Origin of the sequence: Agromyces sp. Leaf222 (assembly GCF_001421565.1) — a bacterium.
Lineage (GTDB): Bacteria > Actinomycetota > Actinomycetes > Actinomycetales > Microbacteriaceae > Agromyces.
Genome location: NZ_LMKQ01000001.1, coordinates 2,949,062 through 2,966,823 on the forward strand (window position 1 = coordinate 2,949,062; position 17,762 = coordinate 2,966,823).

Below are 17,762 nucleotides of genomic sequence, written 5' to 3' on the forward strand. Positions count from 1 at the left end.
CGTGCACGCCCGGCGTGCGCCGGCCGTGCGGGGGCGGTGCGCGGCCGCCTCGCGGGCGGCCCCGCCGGGCGCGCGGCCGGTCAGTCGCAGGTGCCGAGCACCTGCAGGGCATCCTCGCTGAACGCGAGATCGCTCGCCTGGAACGTGACCGTGGCGACGCCGGGCTCGAGCTGGATGCCGTCGACCTCCGCACCCTCGGGGAGGTACTTCGCGACGCACACGTCGAGCGGCGAGCGGAGCAGGTTCGGCATGTTGTCGAGCGCGAGCTTGCGGTCGCCGGTGCCGAGCTCGACGCCGACCGGCGTGAGCACGACGGAGGTGCCGGCGGCCTCGACCTCGGCCGTGACCGAGTAGGCGATCGAGAGGCCGAGCACGTCGAACTGGCCCTTGTAGCCGACGGTGCCGTCGCCGATCACGATCTCGCCGTCGACGCCCGGCACGTCGACGAGCGCGTTGAGGGATGCCTGGTCGGCGGTCACCTCGCCCTCGACGAAGTCGATCGTGCCGCCCTCGCGCACCGGCACGCCGTGCGCGATGACGTGCACGTCGACCGGGTTGCCGTCGATCGTCAGCTCGGGTGCGTCGGCCGTGATCTGGGCGAGGGAGCCCGTGAGCAACTGGGCGAGCACCGAGAATCCGCCGATCTGCACGTCGACGTCACCCTCGACCCCCTCTGGCAGGGAGGACTGCGCCTCGTCGGCGATGCCCTGCTCGATCGCCGAGCGCGTCAGCAGGTCGGCGACCACGAGCACCGCGGCGACCACGAGCACGATCACGCCGGCGATGATCCAGCGGCGACCGGTGCGGCGGCGGGCCGGGTCGACCGGCTTCGTCCCGGCCGGCGCGGTTCCGACCGGCGCGGTTCCTGCGACGGACGCGGCGCCTGTAGCGGGCGCGGCTCCTGCGGCAGTGGCGCCGGCGACGGTCGCGCTCGCAGGGGCGACGCCGTCGGGGATCACCTCGGTCGGCTGGTGGTCGGCCGACAGCGGCTCGAGCACGGCGGTGGGCGCCAGTTCGTCGTCGGGCGTCACAGCCTCATCGGGCGTCACGGCCTCGTCGGGCGTCACGGCCTCATCGGGCGTCACGGCATCGTCGCGCACAGCGCTCTCGGACGCCGCGCCCGGCGGAACCGCCTCGTCTGGCTCACGGCCGCCAGCGGCATCCGTCTCGTCCGAACCGTCGCGGGGTGTGCTCATCGGGGCCTCCGTGCTCGTCGTGCCGTGCGGTGCAGCGTATCGAAGTCACATGCGCTCGGGCGCGGAGACTCCCAGCAGGTCGAGGCCGTTGCGGATGACCTGGCCCGTCGCGTCGTTCAGCCACAGGCGCGTGCGGTGCAGGTCGCCGACGGGCTCCTCGCCGAGCGGCAGCACACGGCAGTTGTCGTACCAGCGGTGGTAGAGGCCGGCGAGCTCTTCGATGTAGCGGGCCACGCGGTGCGGCTCGCGGAGCTCGGCGGACTGCGCGACGATGCGCGGGAACTCCTGCAGCGCGCCGAGCAGCGCGGACTCCGCCTCGTGCTCGAGCAGCTCGGGCGCGAAGGTCGAACGGTCGACGCCGACGGATGCCGCGTTGCGGTCGACCGCGCACGTGCGCGCATGGGCGTACTGCACGTAGAAGACGGGGTTGTCGTTCGTGCGACGGGTGAGGATCTCGGGGTCGATCGTGAGCGGCGAGTCGGCGGGATAGCGCGCGAGGGTGTACCGCAGCGCGTCGGTGCCGAGCCAGGCCTGCAGGTCGTCGAGCTCGATGATGTTGCCGGCGCGCTTGGAGAGCTTCGCGCCGTTGATCGACACGAGCTGGCCGATGAGCACCTCGATGTCGCGCTCGGGGTCGTCGCCCGCTGCGCCGGCGAGCGCCTTGAGCCGATGCACGTAGCCGTGGTGGTCGGCGCCGAGCAGGTAGATCTTGTGGCCGAACCCGCGGTCGCCCTTGTCGAGGTAGTAGGCCGCGTCGGCCGCGAAGTAGGTGTAGACGCCGTTGCCGCGGCGGATCACGCGGTCTTTGTCGTCGCCGAAGTCGGTCGTGCGCACCCACACCGCGTCGTCCTCGTCGTAGACGTGGCCCTGGGCGCGGAGGCGCTCGACGGCGGTGTCGACGTCGGAGAGCCCGTCGTCGTTCTTCGCGTGCAGCCGGCGCTCGCTGGTCCAGACGTCGAAGTGCACGTTGAAGCGCTCGAGCGAGGCGCGGATCTCGCCGAGCTGCAGCTCGTAGGCGATCTCCTTCGCCGTGTGCAGCGCGACGTCGTCGGCGAGCGCGAGGAGGTTCGGCTCGCGCTCGAGCACGCGCGTCGCGAGGTCGGCGATGTAGCTGCCGGGGTACCCGCCCTCTGGCGTGGGCTCGCCCTTGGCGGCCGCGATGACGGAGAGGCCGAAGTTGTCCATCTGGTTGCCGGCGTCGTTGATGTAGTACTCGTTCGCGACGTCGGCGCCCGCGGCGCGGAGCACGCGGGAGATCGCGTCGCCGAGCGCGGCCCACCTGGTGTGGCCGATGTGCAACGGGCCCGTGGGGTTCGCCGAGACGAACTCGAGGTTGATGCGCTCGCCGGCGAGCTTCTCGCTGCGCCCGTAGGCCGCACCGGCGTCGACGATCGCCTTCGCGAGCGCGCCGGCGGCCGCCGCGTCGAGTCGGACGTTGATGAAGCCGGGGCCGGCGACCTCGGCGCTCGTCACGCCGTCGACCCCTGCGAGCCCGGCGGCCAGCTCGGTCGCGATCTCGCGCGGGTTCGAGCCCAGCGGCTTCGCCAGGCGCATGGCGATGTTCGAGGCCCAGTCGCCGTGATCGCGGTTCTTGGGGCGCTCGAGCACGATCTGCTCGGCCGAGAGGGCGAGCTCGACCTCGGTGCCGGCTTGCCGACGTCGTTCGACCATGGCGGTCACGAGGTCGAACAGGGCACGCGAGAGGTCGTCGGGAGTCACCCGCAAATCCTACCGTTCGACGTTGTACAGTCTGTCCATGCCCCGCCCCGCCCTGCGCCGCCCTGCCCGAAGCCTCCGCTCCGCCGTGGGCTCGACGCTGCTCGTCGCGGCATCCGTACTGCTGCTGACCGGGTGCGGACCGACGGGCGCAGACCCCGCGCCGTCGGCCTCCGACCCGGCCCAGTCCGGCTCCCCCGCGGCATCCGACCCCGCGGCCTCGCCCGAGCCCACCGAGACCGTCGAGCCGCCCACGCCGTTCGAGATCGCCTGCGACGCGCTCGTCACGCCCGACCAGCTCTACGCGTTCAACCCCAACGTCGGTGCCGCGCCCGACTACACGCCGCAGGCGAGCACCGTCGTCACGCTCACGACGGATGCCGCGGGCACCGCATGCGGCTACCTCAACCAGACGAGTGGCGACCTCATCGAGGTCGCGGTGGCCACCCCGTCCGAGACGGCGCTCGAGACGTACATGAACGACGCCGCCGCCTCGAGTACCGCGGTGCCCACGTACGGCACGCCGCCGGAGGTGACCGGCTTCTTCAAGCACAGCGGCTCGCACGGGCAGGTGCAGGTCTTCACCGGCGGCTACTGGGTGGTGGTCGACTCGACCGAGTTCTTCGAGCCCGGCGACGCGCAGCGACTCGTCGACGACGTGCTCGCCAACCTGCCGGCGAGCTGACCCAGACCGAACCCGACCGACCGACCCGAGGAGCGACGCGGTGGCGCCGAACACACCTGGAACCCCGTCCTGGCTCGGTGCCGTCAACGACCGGGCCGGCCTCGCGGTGCTGCTCGACCACGGACCGCTCACGCGCAACCGCATCTGCGAACTCGTCGGCGTCTCGAAGCCGACCGCCTCGCAGATGATGAGCCGCCTGCTGCAGGTGGGCGCCATCGAGGAGCAGGGCCTGCTCGCGGGCACCGCCGGCCGCGCGGCCGTCGTGTACGCGGCGCGCACCGACCGGCGCGTCGGCGTCGCGCTCGACCTCGACGCGTTCGAGCTTCGCGCGACCGTCGTCGACGCGGCGGGCACCGATCGCCCGATGGTGCGGATGCCGCTGCCGCGCGACCCGACCGCCCGATCCGCCGTCGAGGAGGTGCGCCGCGCCATCGCCGCGGCGAGCGAGGCGGCCGGCACCTCACCCGATGCCGTGCGCACGGTGTGCCTCGGCATCCCCGGCTACGTCGACCCCGGCGCCGGCGGCGAGCTCTTCAGCGAGACCCTGCCCGGCTGGCCCGTGCGCGCCCTGCGCCAGATCCTCGAGGACGACCTCGGCCGCACCGTGCTCATCGAGAACGACGTGAACCTCGCAGCGCTCGCCGAGCGCGAGGTCGGCGCCGCCGCCGGCCGCGACGTGTTCGCGCTGCTCTGGCTCGGCAACGGCGTCGGCGCCTCGTTCGACGTCGCCGGCGACCTGCACCGCGGATCGTTCGGCGGAGCCGGCGAGATCGGCTTCCTCCCGGTCTCGGCCGAGGCCGCAGCGATCGACCCGGCCGCACGCACCGTGCAGGACCTCGTCGGCGGACGCGCCGTCGCGCTGCTCGCACAGCGGCACGGCATCGACGCCGACGGCTTCCACGCCGCACGAGAGGCCCTCGCCGAGCCCGGCGCCGACGAGGCGAGGCGCGCCGTCTTCGACGACCTCGCCGTGCGCGTGGCGCACGTCGCGCTGCCCGTCATCGCGACCCTCGACCCCGGCCTGATCGTGCTCGCCGGCCCGACCGCCAACCTCGGCGGCGAGGCGTTCGCCGATGCGGTGGCCGGCGGCATCCGTCGCATCAGCCGGTGGTACCCCGAGGTGCGCGCGACGACCGTCGAGGGCGACGCGGTGCTGCGCGGGGCGAGGAGCCTGCTCGGCAGTCGCGTGCGCGAGGAGCTGCTCGACTCGGTCGCCGCGCTCGGTCGCGCCTGAGCGGTCGGGACGCTCGCCGCGCGGCGTTCGCGACCCCGCACCCGCGGCGGAACGGGGCCGCAAACGGTGCTAGTGTTGACGGCTGTGCGCCTCCGTAGCTCAGGGGATAGAGCGCCGGTTTCCGGTACCGTAGGTCGGGGGTTCGAATCCCTCCGGGGGCACAGAATCCCGTCGATTTCGACGGTCACCCAACGAAACGCGTCATCCGTTCGTCTCTTCAAGTGACGGCGGAACCTCCGCCGTCGGGAGGAGCCGGGCTTGGCCAGCACCTGGGACGACGTCGCGACTCGGCTGGTCGCCGAACGCGGTGACGCCCTCACGCGCTACGCGTACCTGCTGACCGGCAGCATCGACGACGCCGCCGACCTCGTGCAGGACGCCCTCGTGCGCACCTTCGGCACACCGAGGTTCCACCTCGATCTGCCGCGCGCAGAGGCCTACGTGCGGCGCGCGGTCCTGAACGCCGTGATCGACCGCTCGCGACGCGACGGCACCTGGCGTCGCGTGCGGCACCTGGCCGTCGCACCCGTGAGCACCGAGTCCGAGTCGGCCGGCACCGACGAGCGCCTCGACCTCATGCGCCGCATCCGCGCGCTCGCGCCCCGCCAGGCCGCGTGCATCGTGCTGCGCTACTACGAGGACCTCACGGTCGACCAGGTCGCGGCGACCCTCGGACTCAGCTCCGGCGCCGTGAAGCGGTACCTGAGCGACGCGCTGCGAGCCCTCTCCTCCTCGATCCGAGCCTCCGACGCGGCGATGCTGCGCCAGGCCCCCACCCGGACGGAGGGTGACCATGTCGCCTGACCCAACCACGTCGCCCGACCCCGCCGAGCGGCCCGACCCCGCCGGCCTCGCGCATGCCCTCGCGCACGAGGCGGATGCCGCCTCCCCCCGCCGGGTCGACCTCGATGCGGTGCTGCGCGGCAGCCGCGAACGCCGCCGTCATCGGCGTCGAGCCGTGGTCGGCGCCACGGCCTCGGTCGCCGGCGTGCTCGTCGTCGGCGCGCTCGCGTTCGGCGTCGGATCGATGGTGCCGCGCGCGGCGACCACCGCGGACTCGAGCGCCGCCGACTCGAGCACGGCCGACGGCGCGGCCGAATCGCCGGCGGAACTCGGCGGCGACGCGGCATCCGGCGGGTCGGAGGCCGTCGCCCCGCAGGACGGGGCGCAGTTCGGCGACGACGCCCTCGTCGTCGGCCCCGACGCCCTGAACCGGTGCGGCGAGACGATCGCCGCGGCGTCGGATGCCGCCGACGGCCCGCTCACGGCCGTGCTCGTCTCCCCGCCCGGGCCGGTCTCCCCCGGCGCCGAGGGGGTCGTGCGCGTGCGGGTCGTGAACGAGGGCCCGACGGTCGTCGAGGCCTCGCTGCGGATGGTGCCCTCGATCACGGTCTCCGAGGCCGGCAGGACCGTGTGGCATCCCTCGTTCGCCCTCGACGCCCCGCTCGTGCCCGTTCGGCTCGCACCCGGCGAGCAGGTCGAACTCGAGGGCCGGTTCACGGCGGCGTCGTGCACCGCGGCCGACGAGGAGGACGGCGCGATCGCGGTCGACCTGCCGCCGCTCTCCCCCGGGGCGTACGAGCTGTCGGCCGTGGTCCTCGTCGAGCCGACCGGCGCGGGCCCCGTGCTCGTCGTGTCGCCGACCGCGCCCGTCACGATCGGCTGACCGGGTCGGCGAGCCGCGCCCGGGCCCGGCTCGGGTCCGTCGTCGACGTCGCAGGCCCGACCGACGTGGACGGCGTCGGCGGCGCGCCATAGACTCGAAGCCGGTCCGTTTCCGGGGTCTGGAAGGCATTGGTGCATGACGTCGAACCGTCGTAGTCCGGCGATCATCGCGAGCGTGCTCGGGCTCGCACTCGCCCTCGGCGGGGCTGCTCCGGCGTGGGCCGAAGACCCGGTCGACTTCGGCAAGACGCCGATCGTCGACACGGTCGGCGCCCTCGACGGCCGCACCGACGACGTGCTCGCGGCCATCGAGAAGACCGCCGGCGACACCGGCCGGCAGCTCTTCGTCGCGTACGTGAGCGAGTTCACGAACCCCGAGGCCGCCGACACCTGGGCCAACGACACCGCGGTGGCGAACAACATGGGCGACGAGGACTACCTGCTCGCCGTCGCGGTCGACGGCCGCGCGTACTACCTCTCCGCCGCCGCCGACGCGCAGGTGTCCGCCGACGAGATCCAGCGCATCAGCCTCGAGGTGATCGAGCCCGAACTCGTCGATGAGGACTGGGCCGGCGCCGCGATCGCCGCGGCCGAGGCGCTCGGCACCAGCGGCTCGGAGTCCGGTTCGGGCTGGGGTTGGGTGTGGTTCCTCGTCATCGCCGCCGGCGTGGTCGCCGTCATCGCGTTCGTGCTGGCACGGCGCTCGAAGCGGTCCAGGGCGACGGATGCCGCGGCCGGCGGTCGGCCTGCGGCCCCCGTCGTGCCGCTCGACGACCTGCGACGCACCGCGGGCTCGGCGCTCGTGCAGGCCGACGACGCCGTGAAGACGAGCGAGGAGGAGCTCGGATTCGCAACCGCGTCGTACGGCGACGAGGCGACCGCCACGTTCCGTACCGCGTTGGCCGAGGCCAAGGCCAAGGTCGCCGAGGCGTTCGCGCTGCAGCAGCGACTCGACGACGAGACGCCCGACTCCGACGCCGACCGGCGTGCGGCCTACGAGGGCATCATCCGACTCACCGGTGAGGCCGATGCGCGGCTCGACGAGCAGGCGGAGGCCTTCGACGCGCTCCGCGACCTCGAGCGCAACGCCCCCGCCGAGCTCGAGCGCGTCGCCGCAGAGGCCACCGCTGCCGAGGCCTCGGTGCAGCCGGCCGCCGAGCGCCTGCAGGCGCTCGAGCGCGACTACGCGGCATCCGCCGTCACCGCCGTCGCCGACAACCCGGCCCAGGCGGCCTCTCGCATCGCGTTCGCGACCGAGGCGCTCGACCGGGCGAGGCAGGCCGTCGCCGCCACGCCGCCGCAGAGCGCCGATGCGGCCGTCGCGATCCGCGCCGCCGAGGAGTCCGTCGACCAGGCGGTGCTGCTCACCGGCGCCGTCGGCCGACTCGCCGCCGACCTCGCGCAGGCCGATCGGGCGATCGAGGCCGGCGTCGCCGACCTCGAGGCCGACGTGATCACCGCGAGCGCCCTCGGCGGCGCCGCTGCGCAGGCGGCCGAGCGCACCGCATCCGTCGCGGCCGAGCTCCGCGCGGGCGCCGGCCTCGCCGGGCGCGACCCGCTCGCCGCGGGGGCACGACTCACCCGGGCGAACCACGAGATCGACACCGTCATCGCCGCCGCACGCGACGCCGCCGAACAGGCGGCCAGGGCGCAGGCGATGCGCGAGCGCGCCGTCGCCAACGCGCGCGTGCAGGTGCAGACCGCCGAGGACTACCTCGTCGCCCGCCGTGGCGCGGTCGGCACCGACGCGCGCACGCGCCTCGCGTCGGCGGCGCAACTGCTGCAGCAGGCGCAGACCAGCACCGACCCCGCGTTCGCGGTCGAGGCGGCGCAGCGCGCCGAGCGACTCGCCGCCGAGGCGCTCTCGCTCGCACGCAACGACGTCGAGGGATTCGGCGGCGGGTTCGGCGGCGCCGGTGCCACCGGGTACGGCCAGGGCGGCGGCGGCACGAGCGGAGGCGACCTCATGGGCGCCGTGCTCGGCGGCATCCTCATCGACTCGGTGCTCGGCGGGGGTCGACGCTCGCCCGGTGGTCCGGGCGGGTTCGGCGGCTTCGGCGGCGGCTCCTCCGGCGGAGGCTTCGGCGGCGGCCGATCCGGCGGAGGCCGCTCGGCCGGGAGCTTCGGCGGGAGCGCGACGCGTGGCCGCCGCGGGAGCGGAGGCCGATTCTGACCCGCCAGCACCTCGCAGCCGCGCGCCGGTCGGCCGCATGCCGCGCATCGCGCGCACGGCGACCGCACCCGAGCAGCACCCCATCAGCAGCATCCGACGACCTGTACGTGACGAGCACCCGACGAAAGGAACCATCATGACCAAGCAGTCCATCTTCGGGAGGATCTCCACCCTCCTCCGCGCGAACGTGAACGCACTCATCGACCAGGCCGAAGACCCCGAGAAGATGCTCGACCAGATGGTCCGCGACTTCACGAACAGCATCGCCGACGCCGAGGCCGCGATCGCCGAGACCATCGGCAACCTGCGCCTCCTCGAGGACGACCACCGCGAAGACGTCGAGGCCGCCCGCACCTGGGGCGAGAAGGCGATCGCCGCGAGCCGCAAGGGCGACGAGCTGCGCACCGCCGGCGACACGTCCGGTGCCGACAAGTTCGACAACCTCGCCAAGGTCGCGCTCAGCCGCCAGATCTCGGCCGAGAACGAGGCGAAGGCGGCCGAGCCGCAGATCGCCGCGCAGACCGACGTCGTCGACAAGCTGAAGGCCGGCTTGAACGGCATGAAGGAGAAGCTGGTCCAGCTCAAGAACAAGCGGTCCGAGCTGGTCGCCCGTGCGAAGACCGCCGCGGCGCAGCGCCAGGTGCACGACGCCGTGAAGTCGATCGACATCCTCGACCCCACGAGCGAGCTCGGCCGCTTCGAAGACAAGATCCGTCGCGAAGAGGCGGTCGTGCGCGGTCAGGCCGAGCTCGCCGCGTCGAGCCTCGACGCCCAGTTCAACGAGCTCGACGACCTCGGCGAGCTCACCGAGGTCGACGCGCGACTCGCCGCACTGAAGTCCGGCGGCGCTCAGGGAGCGATCTCGGGCTGAGCCCGGGCTGATCAGCGGGCAGATCCGCCTCGCTTGAGGCTCCTCGCGATCGGAACGGCTGGCACCAGCCGTTCCGATCGCGGGATACTGGGCACATGCCCGCAACGTTCGTCGTCGTCCCCCTCTGGCAGGGCTCGGTCTCCTCACGCGCGATGAGCCTCGCCGACGGCGCCGCGGCCATCCTCGGCGACCTGCCCGCCGCCGCCACCGTGAGCATCGACGTGCCCATCGAGGCCGGCGAGTCGCTCGGCACCGGCATCCGTCGGTACAGCGCCGTGCGCCGCACCCGCGAGCGCACCGAGGAGGCCCTGGCCTCGATCACCGGAACCGCGATCACCGTCGGCGGCGACTGCGGCGCGGCCCTGCCGGGCGTCGCCCACGCGGCGCGAAGCTCGAACGGCGAGCTCGCCGTGCTCTGGCTCGACGCGCATCCCGACCTGAACACCCCCGACTCGTCGCCGTCCGGCGGATTCGGCGGCATGACGCTGCGGCACATCGCGGGCGACGGCGCCGACGGCCTCGCCCTCGAGGGCGAGAGCCGGGTCGCACCGCAGCGCCTCGTGCTCGGCGGCATCCGCGCCATCGATGCCGAGGAGCACCGCTTCATCGACGAGCACGGCATCGACGTGCTCACCGTCGAAGATCTCTCCGACCCCTCCATCGTCATCGCCTCGCTCGAGGCCACCGGCGCCTCGCAGGTCTTCGTGCACATCGACCTCGACGTGCTCGACCCCTCGGCGCTCGCGGGGTTGTCGTACCCGATGCCGTTCGGGGTCGGCGCGACGACGCTCGTCGCGCTCGTGAAGGCCGTCGTCGCCCGCTTCCCGCTCGCCGGTGCGGCGATCACCGGATTCGCACCGAGGTCGCCCGAGGTCGCCGACGACGACCTGCCCACGATCCTGCGACTCGTCGGCGCGCTCGCGAGCGGCGCGACGGCCGACCCCGCGACCTCCGCCACTCCCGCGGCCTGAACCGGTCGCGCGCGGGGGGCGCAAGGGGGTGCCCTCGCCCCTCGCGGTGCCTAGGCTTGGGCCATCCGCCCGCAGCGGCGGGTGCGAGAGGAGACCGATGCAACGCGAAGTCGACGTCATCGTCCTCGGCGCCGGACCCGTTGGCGAGAACATCGCCGACCGGGTGCGCGCCGCCGGACTCGAGGTGGTGATCGTCGAGCACGAACTCGTGGGCGGCGAATGCTCGTACTGGGCGTGCGTGCCGTCGAAGGTGCTGCTGCGCAGCGCCGCCGCCCTGCGTGCCGCGAAGCGCGTTCCAGGCGCCGCGGAGGCCGTCACCGGAGACCTCGACGTCGAGGCCGTGTTGCGCCGGCGCGACTACTGGGTGTCGGACTGGAGCGACGACGGCGCCGTCTCCTGGCTCGACGATGCCGGCATCGGCCTCGAGCGCGGGCACGGGCGCCTCGACGGACCGCGCCGCGTCGTCGTGTCACGCGACGGCTCGGGTTCCGACGACGCCGTGACCCTCGTCGCGCGTCACGCCGTGGTCGTCGCGACGGGCTCGGATCCCGTGGTGCCGCCGATCCCCGGCCTCGCCGAGGCGTCGCCGTGGACGAGCCGCGAGGCGACGAGCGTCGAGCGACCGCCGAGGCGGCTCGCGATCATCGGGGGCGGGGTGGTGGCCTGCGAGATGGCGACCGTGTTCGCCGGGTTCGGCACCGAGGTCGTCGTGCTCGCGCGCAGCGGGCTGCTGGGCAACATGGAGCCGTTCGTCGGCGACGCCGTGACGGCCGGGCTCCGCGGGCTCGGCGCGACCGTGCGCACGGGCGTGCAGACCACCGGCGTCGAACGCACTGACGCCGGCGACGTCGTGCTGACCCTCGACGACGGCTCGACCGTGGTCGCCGACGAGGTGCTCGTCGCGACCGGACGCAAGCCCCGAACCGACGCGATCGGCCTCGAGACCGTCGGACTCGAACCCGGCGACTGGCTGCGCGTCGACGACGGCCTCCAGGTCGAAGGGCTCGACGCCTCCGAGGCAGGCGACGACGGCCAGTGGCTCTACGCCGCGGGCGACGTGAACCACCGGGCCCTGCTCACCCACCAGGGCAAGTACCAGGGCCGTGCCGTCGGCGACCTCGTCGCGGCTCGCGCCACGGGACATCCGATCGACCTGAGCTCGTGGGGCGTGCATGCGGCGACGGCTGATCACTCGGCCGTGCCGCAGGTGGTCTTCGCCGAGCCCGAGGCCGTCGCGGTCGGGCTCACCGAGGCTCAGGCGACGAAGGCCGGGCGCACGGTGCGCACCGTCGAGGTGTCGATGACCTCGGCGAGCGGCGCGGGAATCCTCGCCGACGGGTACGAGGGCCACGCGAAGCTCGTCGTCGACGAGGAGCTCGGCACCGTGATCGGCGCGACCTTCACCGGACAGGATGTCTCCGAGCTGCTGCATGCGGCGACCGTCGCGATCGTCGGCGAGGTGCCCGTCGAACGGCTCTGGCACGCGGTTCCGGCGTTCCCGACGATGAGCGAGGTGTGGCTGCGCCTGCTCGAGTCCTACGGCCGACCCGAGGCGCGCGCGTGAGCCGGCTGACGATCGGGCTCACGGACTCGCCCATCAGTCGCGCCGGATTCTGGTGGGCGACGTGCGTCGGCTTCGTGTGGGGGTCGCTCTGGAGCACGGGCCGGGTCGAGCGCCGCAACGGGCTGTTCGTGTTCACGGGCATGCCGAGCTGGACGTTCGGGCGCGGCGGTTCGTGCGTCGGCATGTGCTATCTGACGAACCGGAACGACTCCGACACCGTGCTCGGCCACGAGGCCGTGCACAAGCAGCAGTGGCTGCAGTACGGCATGCTGCTGCCGTTCCTCTACCTGCTCGCCGGGCGCAACCCCCTGAAGAACCGGTTCGAGATCGAGGCCGGGCTCGAGGCCGGCGGCTACCTGCCGAGGCGTCGCACCGCGAGGTGAGACGGCGACGGCCGGCGACCCCATTCGTTCAGGGTCACCGGCCGTCGGCCGTGGCGTCGTGCGACTACTCGGATACGACGCCCGCGATGGACTCGATGAGCGCGGGCATGCCGCCCTCCCAGTCGAAGCTGAGCGCGGTCGGCGGCGAGACCGACGACACCGTGACCGGGTCGTAGACCTGCGCGACGTTGCCGGCGGCGACCGCCGGGATCGCCTGGATCTCTGGCTTGGTGAGGAAGGACTCCGCCTCCTCCTTCGAGCTGCTGTAGTTGACGATGAAGTCGGCATCGAGCTTGTCGAGCTGCTCGTAGCTCAGCTCGTAGAAGAAGCCGCCGTCGGTCGTGTCGAGTTCGGCGACGCTCGGGGCGACCTCGAGGCCGAGTTCGGTCAGGATCGAGATGCGGGGGTCCGCCTCGGTGTAGACGTAGACGAGCCCGTCGCCGTCCCACACGCCGGCGAAGGTCTTGCCCTCGAACTCGGGGTGGGCCGCGGCCTCGTCGGCGAGGTACGCGTCGATGTCGTCGAGCACGGCGTCACCCTCTGCCTCGAGGCCGAGCGCCGTGGCGGTGATCGAGATGGTCTCGTCCCACGGGGTGGTCCAGGGCGCCTCGGGGTACGCGACCACGGGTGCGATGTCGCTGAGCGTGTCGTACTGCTCCTCGGTGAGGCCGGAGTACGGCGCGATGATGAGGTCGGGCGCCGCCTCGATGAACTCCTCGTAGGGGATGGTCGCGCCGCCCTCGTCGTCGTTGATCACGACGGGGTGCTCGACGCCGGCTGCGTCGTAGGCGTCCTCGACCCACGGCAGCAGGTTGCCCTCGCCGACGGTCCAGCTCTGCTCCGCCACGGCGATCGGGTAGACGCCGACCGAGATCGCGGCCTCGGTCGAGCCCCAACCCCAGGTCGCAACGCGCTCGGGCGCGGCCTCGACGACGGTCTCGCCGAACGCGTGCTCGATCGTGATCGGGAAGCCGGTGCCGACGGCCGCGTCGGGAGCCGCCGTGGGCTCCTCGTTGGCGCCCGAGGCGCAGGCGGTCAGGGTCAGTGCGGTGGCGGCGAGGCAGGCCAGCGCGATGAGCGGACGTCGAAGACGCACGGGGAACTCCTCGTTCGAATGATGGGGATAAGGAAAGGCTAACCTAAGCAGGTGCGCTGGGCGAACCGACGCCGTCACGGACGGGTCACGATTCGGAAGACGTCAGGAATCGAGCGCGGTCGGCGCGGACGCCGACGCGGACGCGGTCGGCTCGGACGCCGACGCCTCGAGCGCGGCCGTGTGGAATCGCCCGACCGGCACGATCATCGGCGACCCGGCCACCGGGTCGAGGATCACCGACGCCTCGAGCGCGAACGCCCGCCGCACCGTCTCGGGCGTGAGGATCTCGGCCGGGGCACCCTCGGCGATGATCGATCCGGCCGACATCACGACGAGGTGGTCGGCGTACCGCGCAGCCAGGTTCAACTCGTGCAGCACCATCACGACCGTCGTGCCCCGCTCGCGGTTGAGCTCGGTGAGCAGGTCGAGCAACTCGAGCTGGTGGGTCACGTCGAGGTACGTCGTGGGCTCGTCGAGCAGCACGATGTCGGTCTGCTGCGCGAGCACCATGGCGATCCAGACGCGCTGCCGCTGCCCGCCCGACAGCTCCTCGAGCCGCCGGTCGGCGAGGTCGGCGATGCCGGTCGCCGCAAGCGCCTCCGCCACGAACCGGTCGTCGTCGCTCGAATGGCGGCCGAACCAGCCCTGGTGGGGGTACCGGCCGCGCCCGACGAGCTCGGCGACCCGCACGCCGTCCGGCGCGATCGACGACTGCGGCAGCACGCCGACACGACGCGCGAGCTCGCGGCGCGGCAGGTCGGCGACGTCACGGCCGTCGAGCGTGACCCTGCCGCCGTCGAGCTGGTGGAGCCGCGCGAACCCGCGCAGCAGCGTCGACTTGCCGCAGGCGTTCGGGCCGACGATGGCCGTGATGCGGCCGCTCGGGATCACGAGGTCGAGTCCGTCGATGACCCGGCGACCGTCGTAGCCGAGGCAGACGCCCTCGGCGGCGAGCCCGCCCGACGTCGGCGCGACGGCCGGCACGGACGGCGGTACGGATGCGGGCACGGCGGTCATGCGCGGGCCTTCCTCTCGGTGCGGGCGAGCAGCCACAGCAGGTACGGTGCGCCGATGAGTCCGGTCACGATGCCCACGGGCGCGGTGAACTGCGGCAGGGCGAACTGGCCGAGCACGTCGGAGCCGAGCGTCAGCACGGCACCCGTCATGGTCGAGGCCGCGAGTGCGGCGCTGCCGTCGTCGACGAGGCGACGTGCGATGGCGGGCGCGATGAGGGCGACGAAGGCGATCGGCCCCGCGACCGATGTCGCGATCGCGATCAGCAGCACCGCGACGAGCAGCAGGATGCCGCGGCGCACGTCGGTTCGCACGCCGAGCGAGATCGCATGGTCGTCGCCGAGTGCGAGCACGGGCAGGCCACGGGCGAACGCGGCCGTCAGGAGGCATCCGATCACCACGCCGATGCCGACCAGCACGAGCGCGTCGCCGCGCACGTCGGAGACGCTGCCGACGGTCCAGAGGAGCGCGGCCTGCGCCTGGCGCACCTCGGCACGAGCGAGGAGCCAGGCGATGAGCGAGCCGCAGACGTAGGCGAGTCCCACGCCGACGAGCACGAAGCGCACGCCGTGCAGGCCCTGCCGCCACGCGGTCGCCCAGATCACGAGGGCGACGACGAGCGCCCCGGCGAGGGCGAATCCCGAGACGACGACGCCCGCGAGCCCGAGGCCGAGGATCGCCCAGACGGCACCGAGGCTCGCACCGGCCGAGACGCCGAGGATGTCCGGGCTCGCCAGCGGGTTGCGCAGCACCGCCTGGAAGATCGCGCCGGCGAGGCCGAACGCCGCGCCGACGAAGACCGCCGCGAGGATGCGCGGCAGCCGCAGCTTGAAGACCACGAGCTGCTCGGTGCGATCGCCCTGGCCGAGCAGGGTCGCGAGCACGCGGTCGGGTGGGACGCTCGCCGCGCCGGAGGAGATGGCGATCATCGCGAACACCAGGGCGAGCGCGGCACCGGCGGCGAGCATGACGACCAGGCGCCGACGGCTGCGACGACGCACGGATGCGACGGTGCGGCGCACGTCGTCGACGGAGGCGGGCGCGGGCGGGGGCGTGGTGGCGGGTCGGGATTCGGTCGTCGTCATCACAGGCCCGCCACGTTCCGGCTGCGCGCGATGGCGATGAGCACGGGGGCGCCGAGGAACGCCGTGACCACGCCGGCCTCGAGCTCGGCGTTCGGCACGATGAGGCGTCCGATGACGTCGGCGGCGAGCAGCATGACCGGGCCGAGCAGGAGTGCGGTCGACATGATCCATCGGTAGTCGGTGCCGACGAGGCGGCGCGCGGCGTGGGGCACGACGAGTCCGACGAGGGCGATCGGCCCGGCGAGCGCCGTGGCGGTTCCGCAGAGCAGCACGAGGGCGATGCCCGCGACGGCGCGGGTCGTGCCGACGCGCTGGCCGAGGGAGTTCGCGACGTCGTCGCCGAGGGCGATCAGGTTGAGCCGGTTGGCGAGCAGGAACGCGACGACCGCGCCGACCAGGATGAACGGCCAGAGGACGGCCGCGACGTCGAGGCCACGACCCGTGAGCGAGCCGACGGCCCAGAACCGGTACTGGTTGAACGTCTCGGTGTCGCGGAGGAGCACGAGGGCGATGAGCGGCGTGATGAACGCGGTCACGGCGGCGCCGACCAGCGCGAGGCGCACGGGTTGCCCCCGCCCGATCGAGAAGACGATGGCGGCCGCTGCCGCGGCACCGGCGAACGCGAACCAGATGTACCCGAGCGGCGAGGTCACGCCGAGGAGGGCGATGCAGAGCACGACGGCGAGGGAGGCGCCGGAGTTCAGGCCGAGCAGCCCCGGGTCGGCGATCGGGTTGCGCGTGACACCCTGGATGAGCGTGCCGGCGAGGCCGAGCGCGACGCCCGCGAGCAGGCCGATGACGGTGCGCGGCACGCGCAGCTGCCAGATGACGTTGTGGTCGGCATTCGCGGGGTCCGGCCCGATGATGGCCTGCCAGACGACGCCGGGGTCGATGGAGCGCACGCCGAAGGCGAGGCTCGCCACGACGATCGCCACGAGTGCGATCGCGCAGGCGACGAGCACGGCCGCGGCACGCCCCGACCCGACGCGCCGAACGCGTCGACGGCCAGGGGCGACGGGCGTCGAGGCCGCCGTCGCGAGGTCGGACTGCGAGGCGGCGGGCCCGACGACGGTGGGCGACCCGTTCACTCGAGTTCGGCGCGCCCGCGGCGCCAGTAGCCCATGAACGCGACCTGGCGGCGGTCGAGCCCGGCCTCGCGCACGAGGAACCGGCGGAGGCCGGTGATGACGGACGCCTCGCCCGCGAGCCAGGCGTAGCAGGCGCCGTCGAGGCTCTGCCCCTCTGGAACGTCCCAGAGCGGCGTGTCGGGAAGGTCGGCCCGTTCGGCGGCGGCGAGCGCCGCGGCGGATTCGTCGGCGCCGGCGCGCGCGACGCCGAGGTCGGCGAGGTGGCGCACGACCCAGTCGCGCACGGCGGGCGCGAGGAGCGCGCCGTGCTCCGTTGCGGCGGCGGTGCCCTCGGCGACGGTGCCCCCGGCGGCGGTGCCCTCGGCGGCGTCCGCTCCGTGGCCGCCCTCGCGGGCGAACCACCGCACCTCGACACCGCGGGGCGCGCGAACGTCGAGGCGGTCGCCGGCTTCGGGCACCTCGAGGAACGCCGCACCGGTGGCATCGGCGGGCAGCGACTCGAGGATCGCGCAGATCGCCGGGGTCGCGGTCTCGTCGCCGACGAGCAGCAGGGTGTCGACGTCGCCGGGGCGCCAGTCGATGCCGACCGCGCGGCCGGGGCCGAACTCGTCGGGTCCGATGAGCACGATCTCGTCGCCGGGCGTCGCGCGGGCCGCCCATGCCGAGGCGGGTCCGGTGTCGCCGTGGCTGGCGAACACGATGTCGACCTCGCGCTGCGCCGGGCGCACCGCGCGCACCGTGTAGGTGCGGAACGGGTTGCGCAGGTCGGCGGGCAGCTCACGCCACTTGGTGTACCAGTCCTCGCCGTCGGGGAAGGACGCGAAGCCGTTCGCAGCGAGCGGCAGCACGACCTTGACGCGCTGGTCGAGGCCGGCCGTGCCGAAGTCCGCCAGGTCGTCGCCGGCGAACGTCACGTTCACGAAGGTCGGCGAGAGGCGTTCGACGCGTGCGACCGCGACGCGGAAGTTGCGGTATGCGGGTCGCTCACGCCGAGGGGGTTCGGCCACTGAGGTAAGCATTA

The 17,762-nt window shown here is 73.4% G+C and carries 16 protein-coding genes and 1 tRNA gene; 10 read left to right on the plus strand and 7 right to left on the minus strand.

Annotated elements, in window-relative coordinates:
- Positions 1-80: 80 nt before the first annotated feature.
- Both ASE68_RS13240 and ASE68_RS13245 read right to left on the minus strand, forming a co-directional pair.
- Positions 81-1,196, minus strand: a complete 1,116-nt coding sequence (locus tag ASE68_RS13240) for a DUF2993 domain-containing protein (RefSeq protein WP_055859454.1) — start codon at positions 1,194-1,196, stop codon at positions 81-83.
- A 45-nt stretch (positions 1,197-1,241) separates the two neighbouring features.
- Positions 1,242-2,915 (minus strand): arginine--tRNA ligase, encoded by a 1,674-nt coding sequence (locus ASE68_RS13245; RefSeq protein WP_055859456.1) that lies wholly within the window; start codon positions 2,913-2,915, stop codon positions 1,242-1,244.
- A 37-nt stretch (positions 2,916-2,952) separates the two neighbouring features.
- Here ASE68_RS13245 and ASE68_RS13250 point away from each other — a divergent pair, with 37 nt between their 5' ends.
- From ASE68_RS13250 to ASE68_RS13295, 10 genes are all read left to right on the plus strand, one after another.
- Entirely contained in the window at positions 2,953-3,597 is a 645-nt protein-coding gene (locus tag ASE68_RS13250) for a hypothetical protein (protein ID WP_082462237.1), read from the plus strand.
- 40 nt (positions 3,598-3,637) lie between these two features.
- Positions 3,638-4,831 carry an ROK family transcriptional regulator gene (locus ASE68_RS13255; RefSeq protein ID WP_055859462.1) on the plus strand — a complete coding sequence of 398 codons (1,194 nt, stop codon included), beginning with the start codon at positions 3,638-3,640 and terminating at the stop codon, positions 4,829-4,831.
- A gap of 88 nt (positions 4,832-4,919) precedes the next feature.
- A tRNA-Arg gene (locus tag ASE68_RS13260) sits at positions 4,920-4,992 on the plus strand.
- A gap of 97 nt (positions 4,993-5,089) precedes the next feature.
- Positions 5,090-5,635: a sigma-70 family RNA polymerase sigma factor gene (locus ASE68_RS13265; protein ID WP_055859465.1), complete on the plus strand. Its 546-nt coding sequence runs from the start codon at positions 5,090-5,092 to the stop codon at positions 5,633-5,635.
- Complete coding sequence (locus ASE68_RS13270; protein ID WP_055859467.1) at positions 5,625-6,497, plus strand: hypothetical protein; 873 nt, start codon at positions 5,625-5,627, stop codon at positions 6,495-6,497. Before ASE68_RS13265 ends, ASE68_RS13270 begins: the two co-directional genes overlap by 11 nt.
- 135 nt (positions 6,498-6,632) lie before the next feature.
- Positions 6,633-8,669, plus strand: coding sequence for a TPM domain-containing protein (locus tag ASE68_RS13275; RefSeq protein ID WP_055859471.1), 2,037 nt, complete (start codon positions 6,633-6,635; stop codon positions 8,667-8,669).
- 136 nt (positions 8,670-8,805) lie between these two features.
- Positions 8,806-9,540, plus strand: coding sequence for a PspA/IM30 family protein (locus tag ASE68_RS13280; protein ID WP_055861357.1), 735 nt, complete (start codon positions 8,806-8,808; stop codon positions 9,538-9,540).
- 95 nt (positions 9,541-9,635) lie between these two features.
- On the plus strand, positions 9,636-10,511 hold the full coding sequence (locus tag ASE68_RS13285) for an arginase family protein (RefSeq protein WP_055859474.1): 876 nt from the start codon (positions 9,636-9,638) through the stop codon (positions 10,509-10,511).
- Positions 10,512-10,608: 97 nt separating this feature from the next.
- A complete protein-coding gene (locus tag ASE68_RS13290; RefSeq protein ID WP_055859477.1) occupies positions 10,609-12,075 on the plus strand; it encodes an NAD(P)/FAD-dependent oxidoreductase in 1,467 nt (488 codons plus the stop codon).
- Positions 12,072-12,458 (plus strand): Fe-S oxidoreductase, encoded by a 387-nt coding sequence (locus ASE68_RS13295; RefSeq protein ID WP_200921714.1) that lies wholly within the window; start codon positions 12,072-12,074, stop codon positions 12,456-12,458. The genes ASE68_RS13290 and ASE68_RS13295 overlap by 4 nt, the downstream gene beginning before the upstream one ends.
- A gap of 64 nt (positions 12,459-12,522) precedes the next feature.
- Here the strand turns inward: ASE68_RS13295 and ASE68_RS13300 are convergent, their stop codons facing one another.
- The 5 genes from ASE68_RS13300 to ASE68_RS13320 all read right to left on the minus strand — a co-directional run bounded on the left by ASE68_RS13300 (position 12,523) and on the right by ASE68_RS13320 (position 17,760).
- Complete coding sequence (locus tag ASE68_RS13300) at positions 12,523-13,554, minus strand: iron-siderophore ABC transporter substrate-binding protein (protein WP_055859484.1); 1,032 nt, start codon at positions 13,552-13,554, stop codon at positions 12,523-12,525.
- A gap of 102 nt (positions 13,555-13,656) precedes the next feature.
- Positions 13,657-14,571: an ABC transporter ATP-binding protein gene (locus tag ASE68_RS13305; protein ID WP_082462238.1), complete on the minus strand. Its 915-nt coding sequence runs from the start codon at positions 14,569-14,571 to the stop codon at positions 13,657-13,659.
- On the minus strand, positions 14,568-15,653 hold the full coding sequence (locus tag ASE68_RS13310; protein WP_055859487.1) for an iron chelate uptake ABC transporter family permease subunit: 1,086 nt from the start codon (positions 15,651-15,653) through the stop codon (positions 14,568-14,570). The genes ASE68_RS13305 and ASE68_RS13310 overlap by 4 nt, the downstream gene beginning before the upstream one ends.
- Entirely contained in the window at positions 15,653-16,741 is a 1,089-nt protein-coding gene (locus ASE68_RS13315) for an iron ABC transporter permease (RefSeq protein ID WP_055859489.1), read from the minus strand. Before ASE68_RS13315 ends, ASE68_RS13310 begins: the two co-directional genes overlap by 1 nt.
- The gene (locus ASE68_RS13320) at positions 16,738-17,760 is read right to left on the minus strand and encodes a siderophore-interacting protein (protein WP_055859492.1); all 1,023 of its coding nucleotides are present in this window, start codon (positions 17,758-17,760) and stop codon (positions 16,738-16,740) included. Before ASE68_RS13320 ends, ASE68_RS13315 begins: the two co-directional genes overlap by 4 nt.
- Positions 17,761-17,762 lie beyond the last annotated feature (2 nt).

Coding starts and splice junctions, on each gene's coding strand:
- ASE68_RS13240 (WP_055859454.1), bottom strand. CDS start 1,196: ATGAGCACACCCCGCGACGGTTCGGACGAGACGGATGCCGCTGGCGGC.
- ASE68_RS13250 (WP_082462237.1), top strand. CDS start 2,953: ATGCCCCGCCCCGCCCTGCGCCGCCCTGCCCGAAGCCTCCGCTCCGCC.
- ASE68_RS13270 (WP_055859467.1), top strand. CDS start 5,625: ATGTCGCCTGACCCAACCACGTCGCCCGACCCCGCCGAGCGGCCCGAC.
- ASE68_RS13275 (WP_055859471.1), top strand. CDS start 6,633: ATGACGTCGAACCGTCGTAGTCCGGCGATCATCGCGAGCGTGCTCGGG.
- ASE68_RS13280 (WP_055861357.1), top strand. CDS start 8,806: ATGACCAAGCAGTCCATCTTCGGGAGGATCTCCACCCTCCTCCGCGCG.
- ASE68_RS13285 (WP_055859474.1), top strand. CDS start 9,636: ATGCCCGCAACGTTCGTCGTCGTCCCCCTCTGGCAGGGCTCGGTCTCC.
- ASE68_RS13290 (WP_055859477.1), top strand. CDS start 10,609: ATGCAACGCGAAGTCGACGTCATCGTCCTCGGCGCCGGACCCGTTGGC.
- ASE68_RS13305 (WP_082462238.1), bottom strand. CDS start 14,571: ATGACCGCCGTGCCCGCATCCGTACCGCCGTCCGTGCCGGCCGTCGCG.
- ASE68_RS13310 (WP_055859487.1), bottom strand. CDS start 15,653: ATGACGACGACCGAATCCCGACCCGCCACCACGCCCCCGCCCGCGCCC.
- ASE68_RS13320 (WP_055859492.1), bottom strand. CDS start 17,760: ATGCTTACCTCAGTGGCCGAACCCCCTCGGCGTGAGCGACCCGCATAC.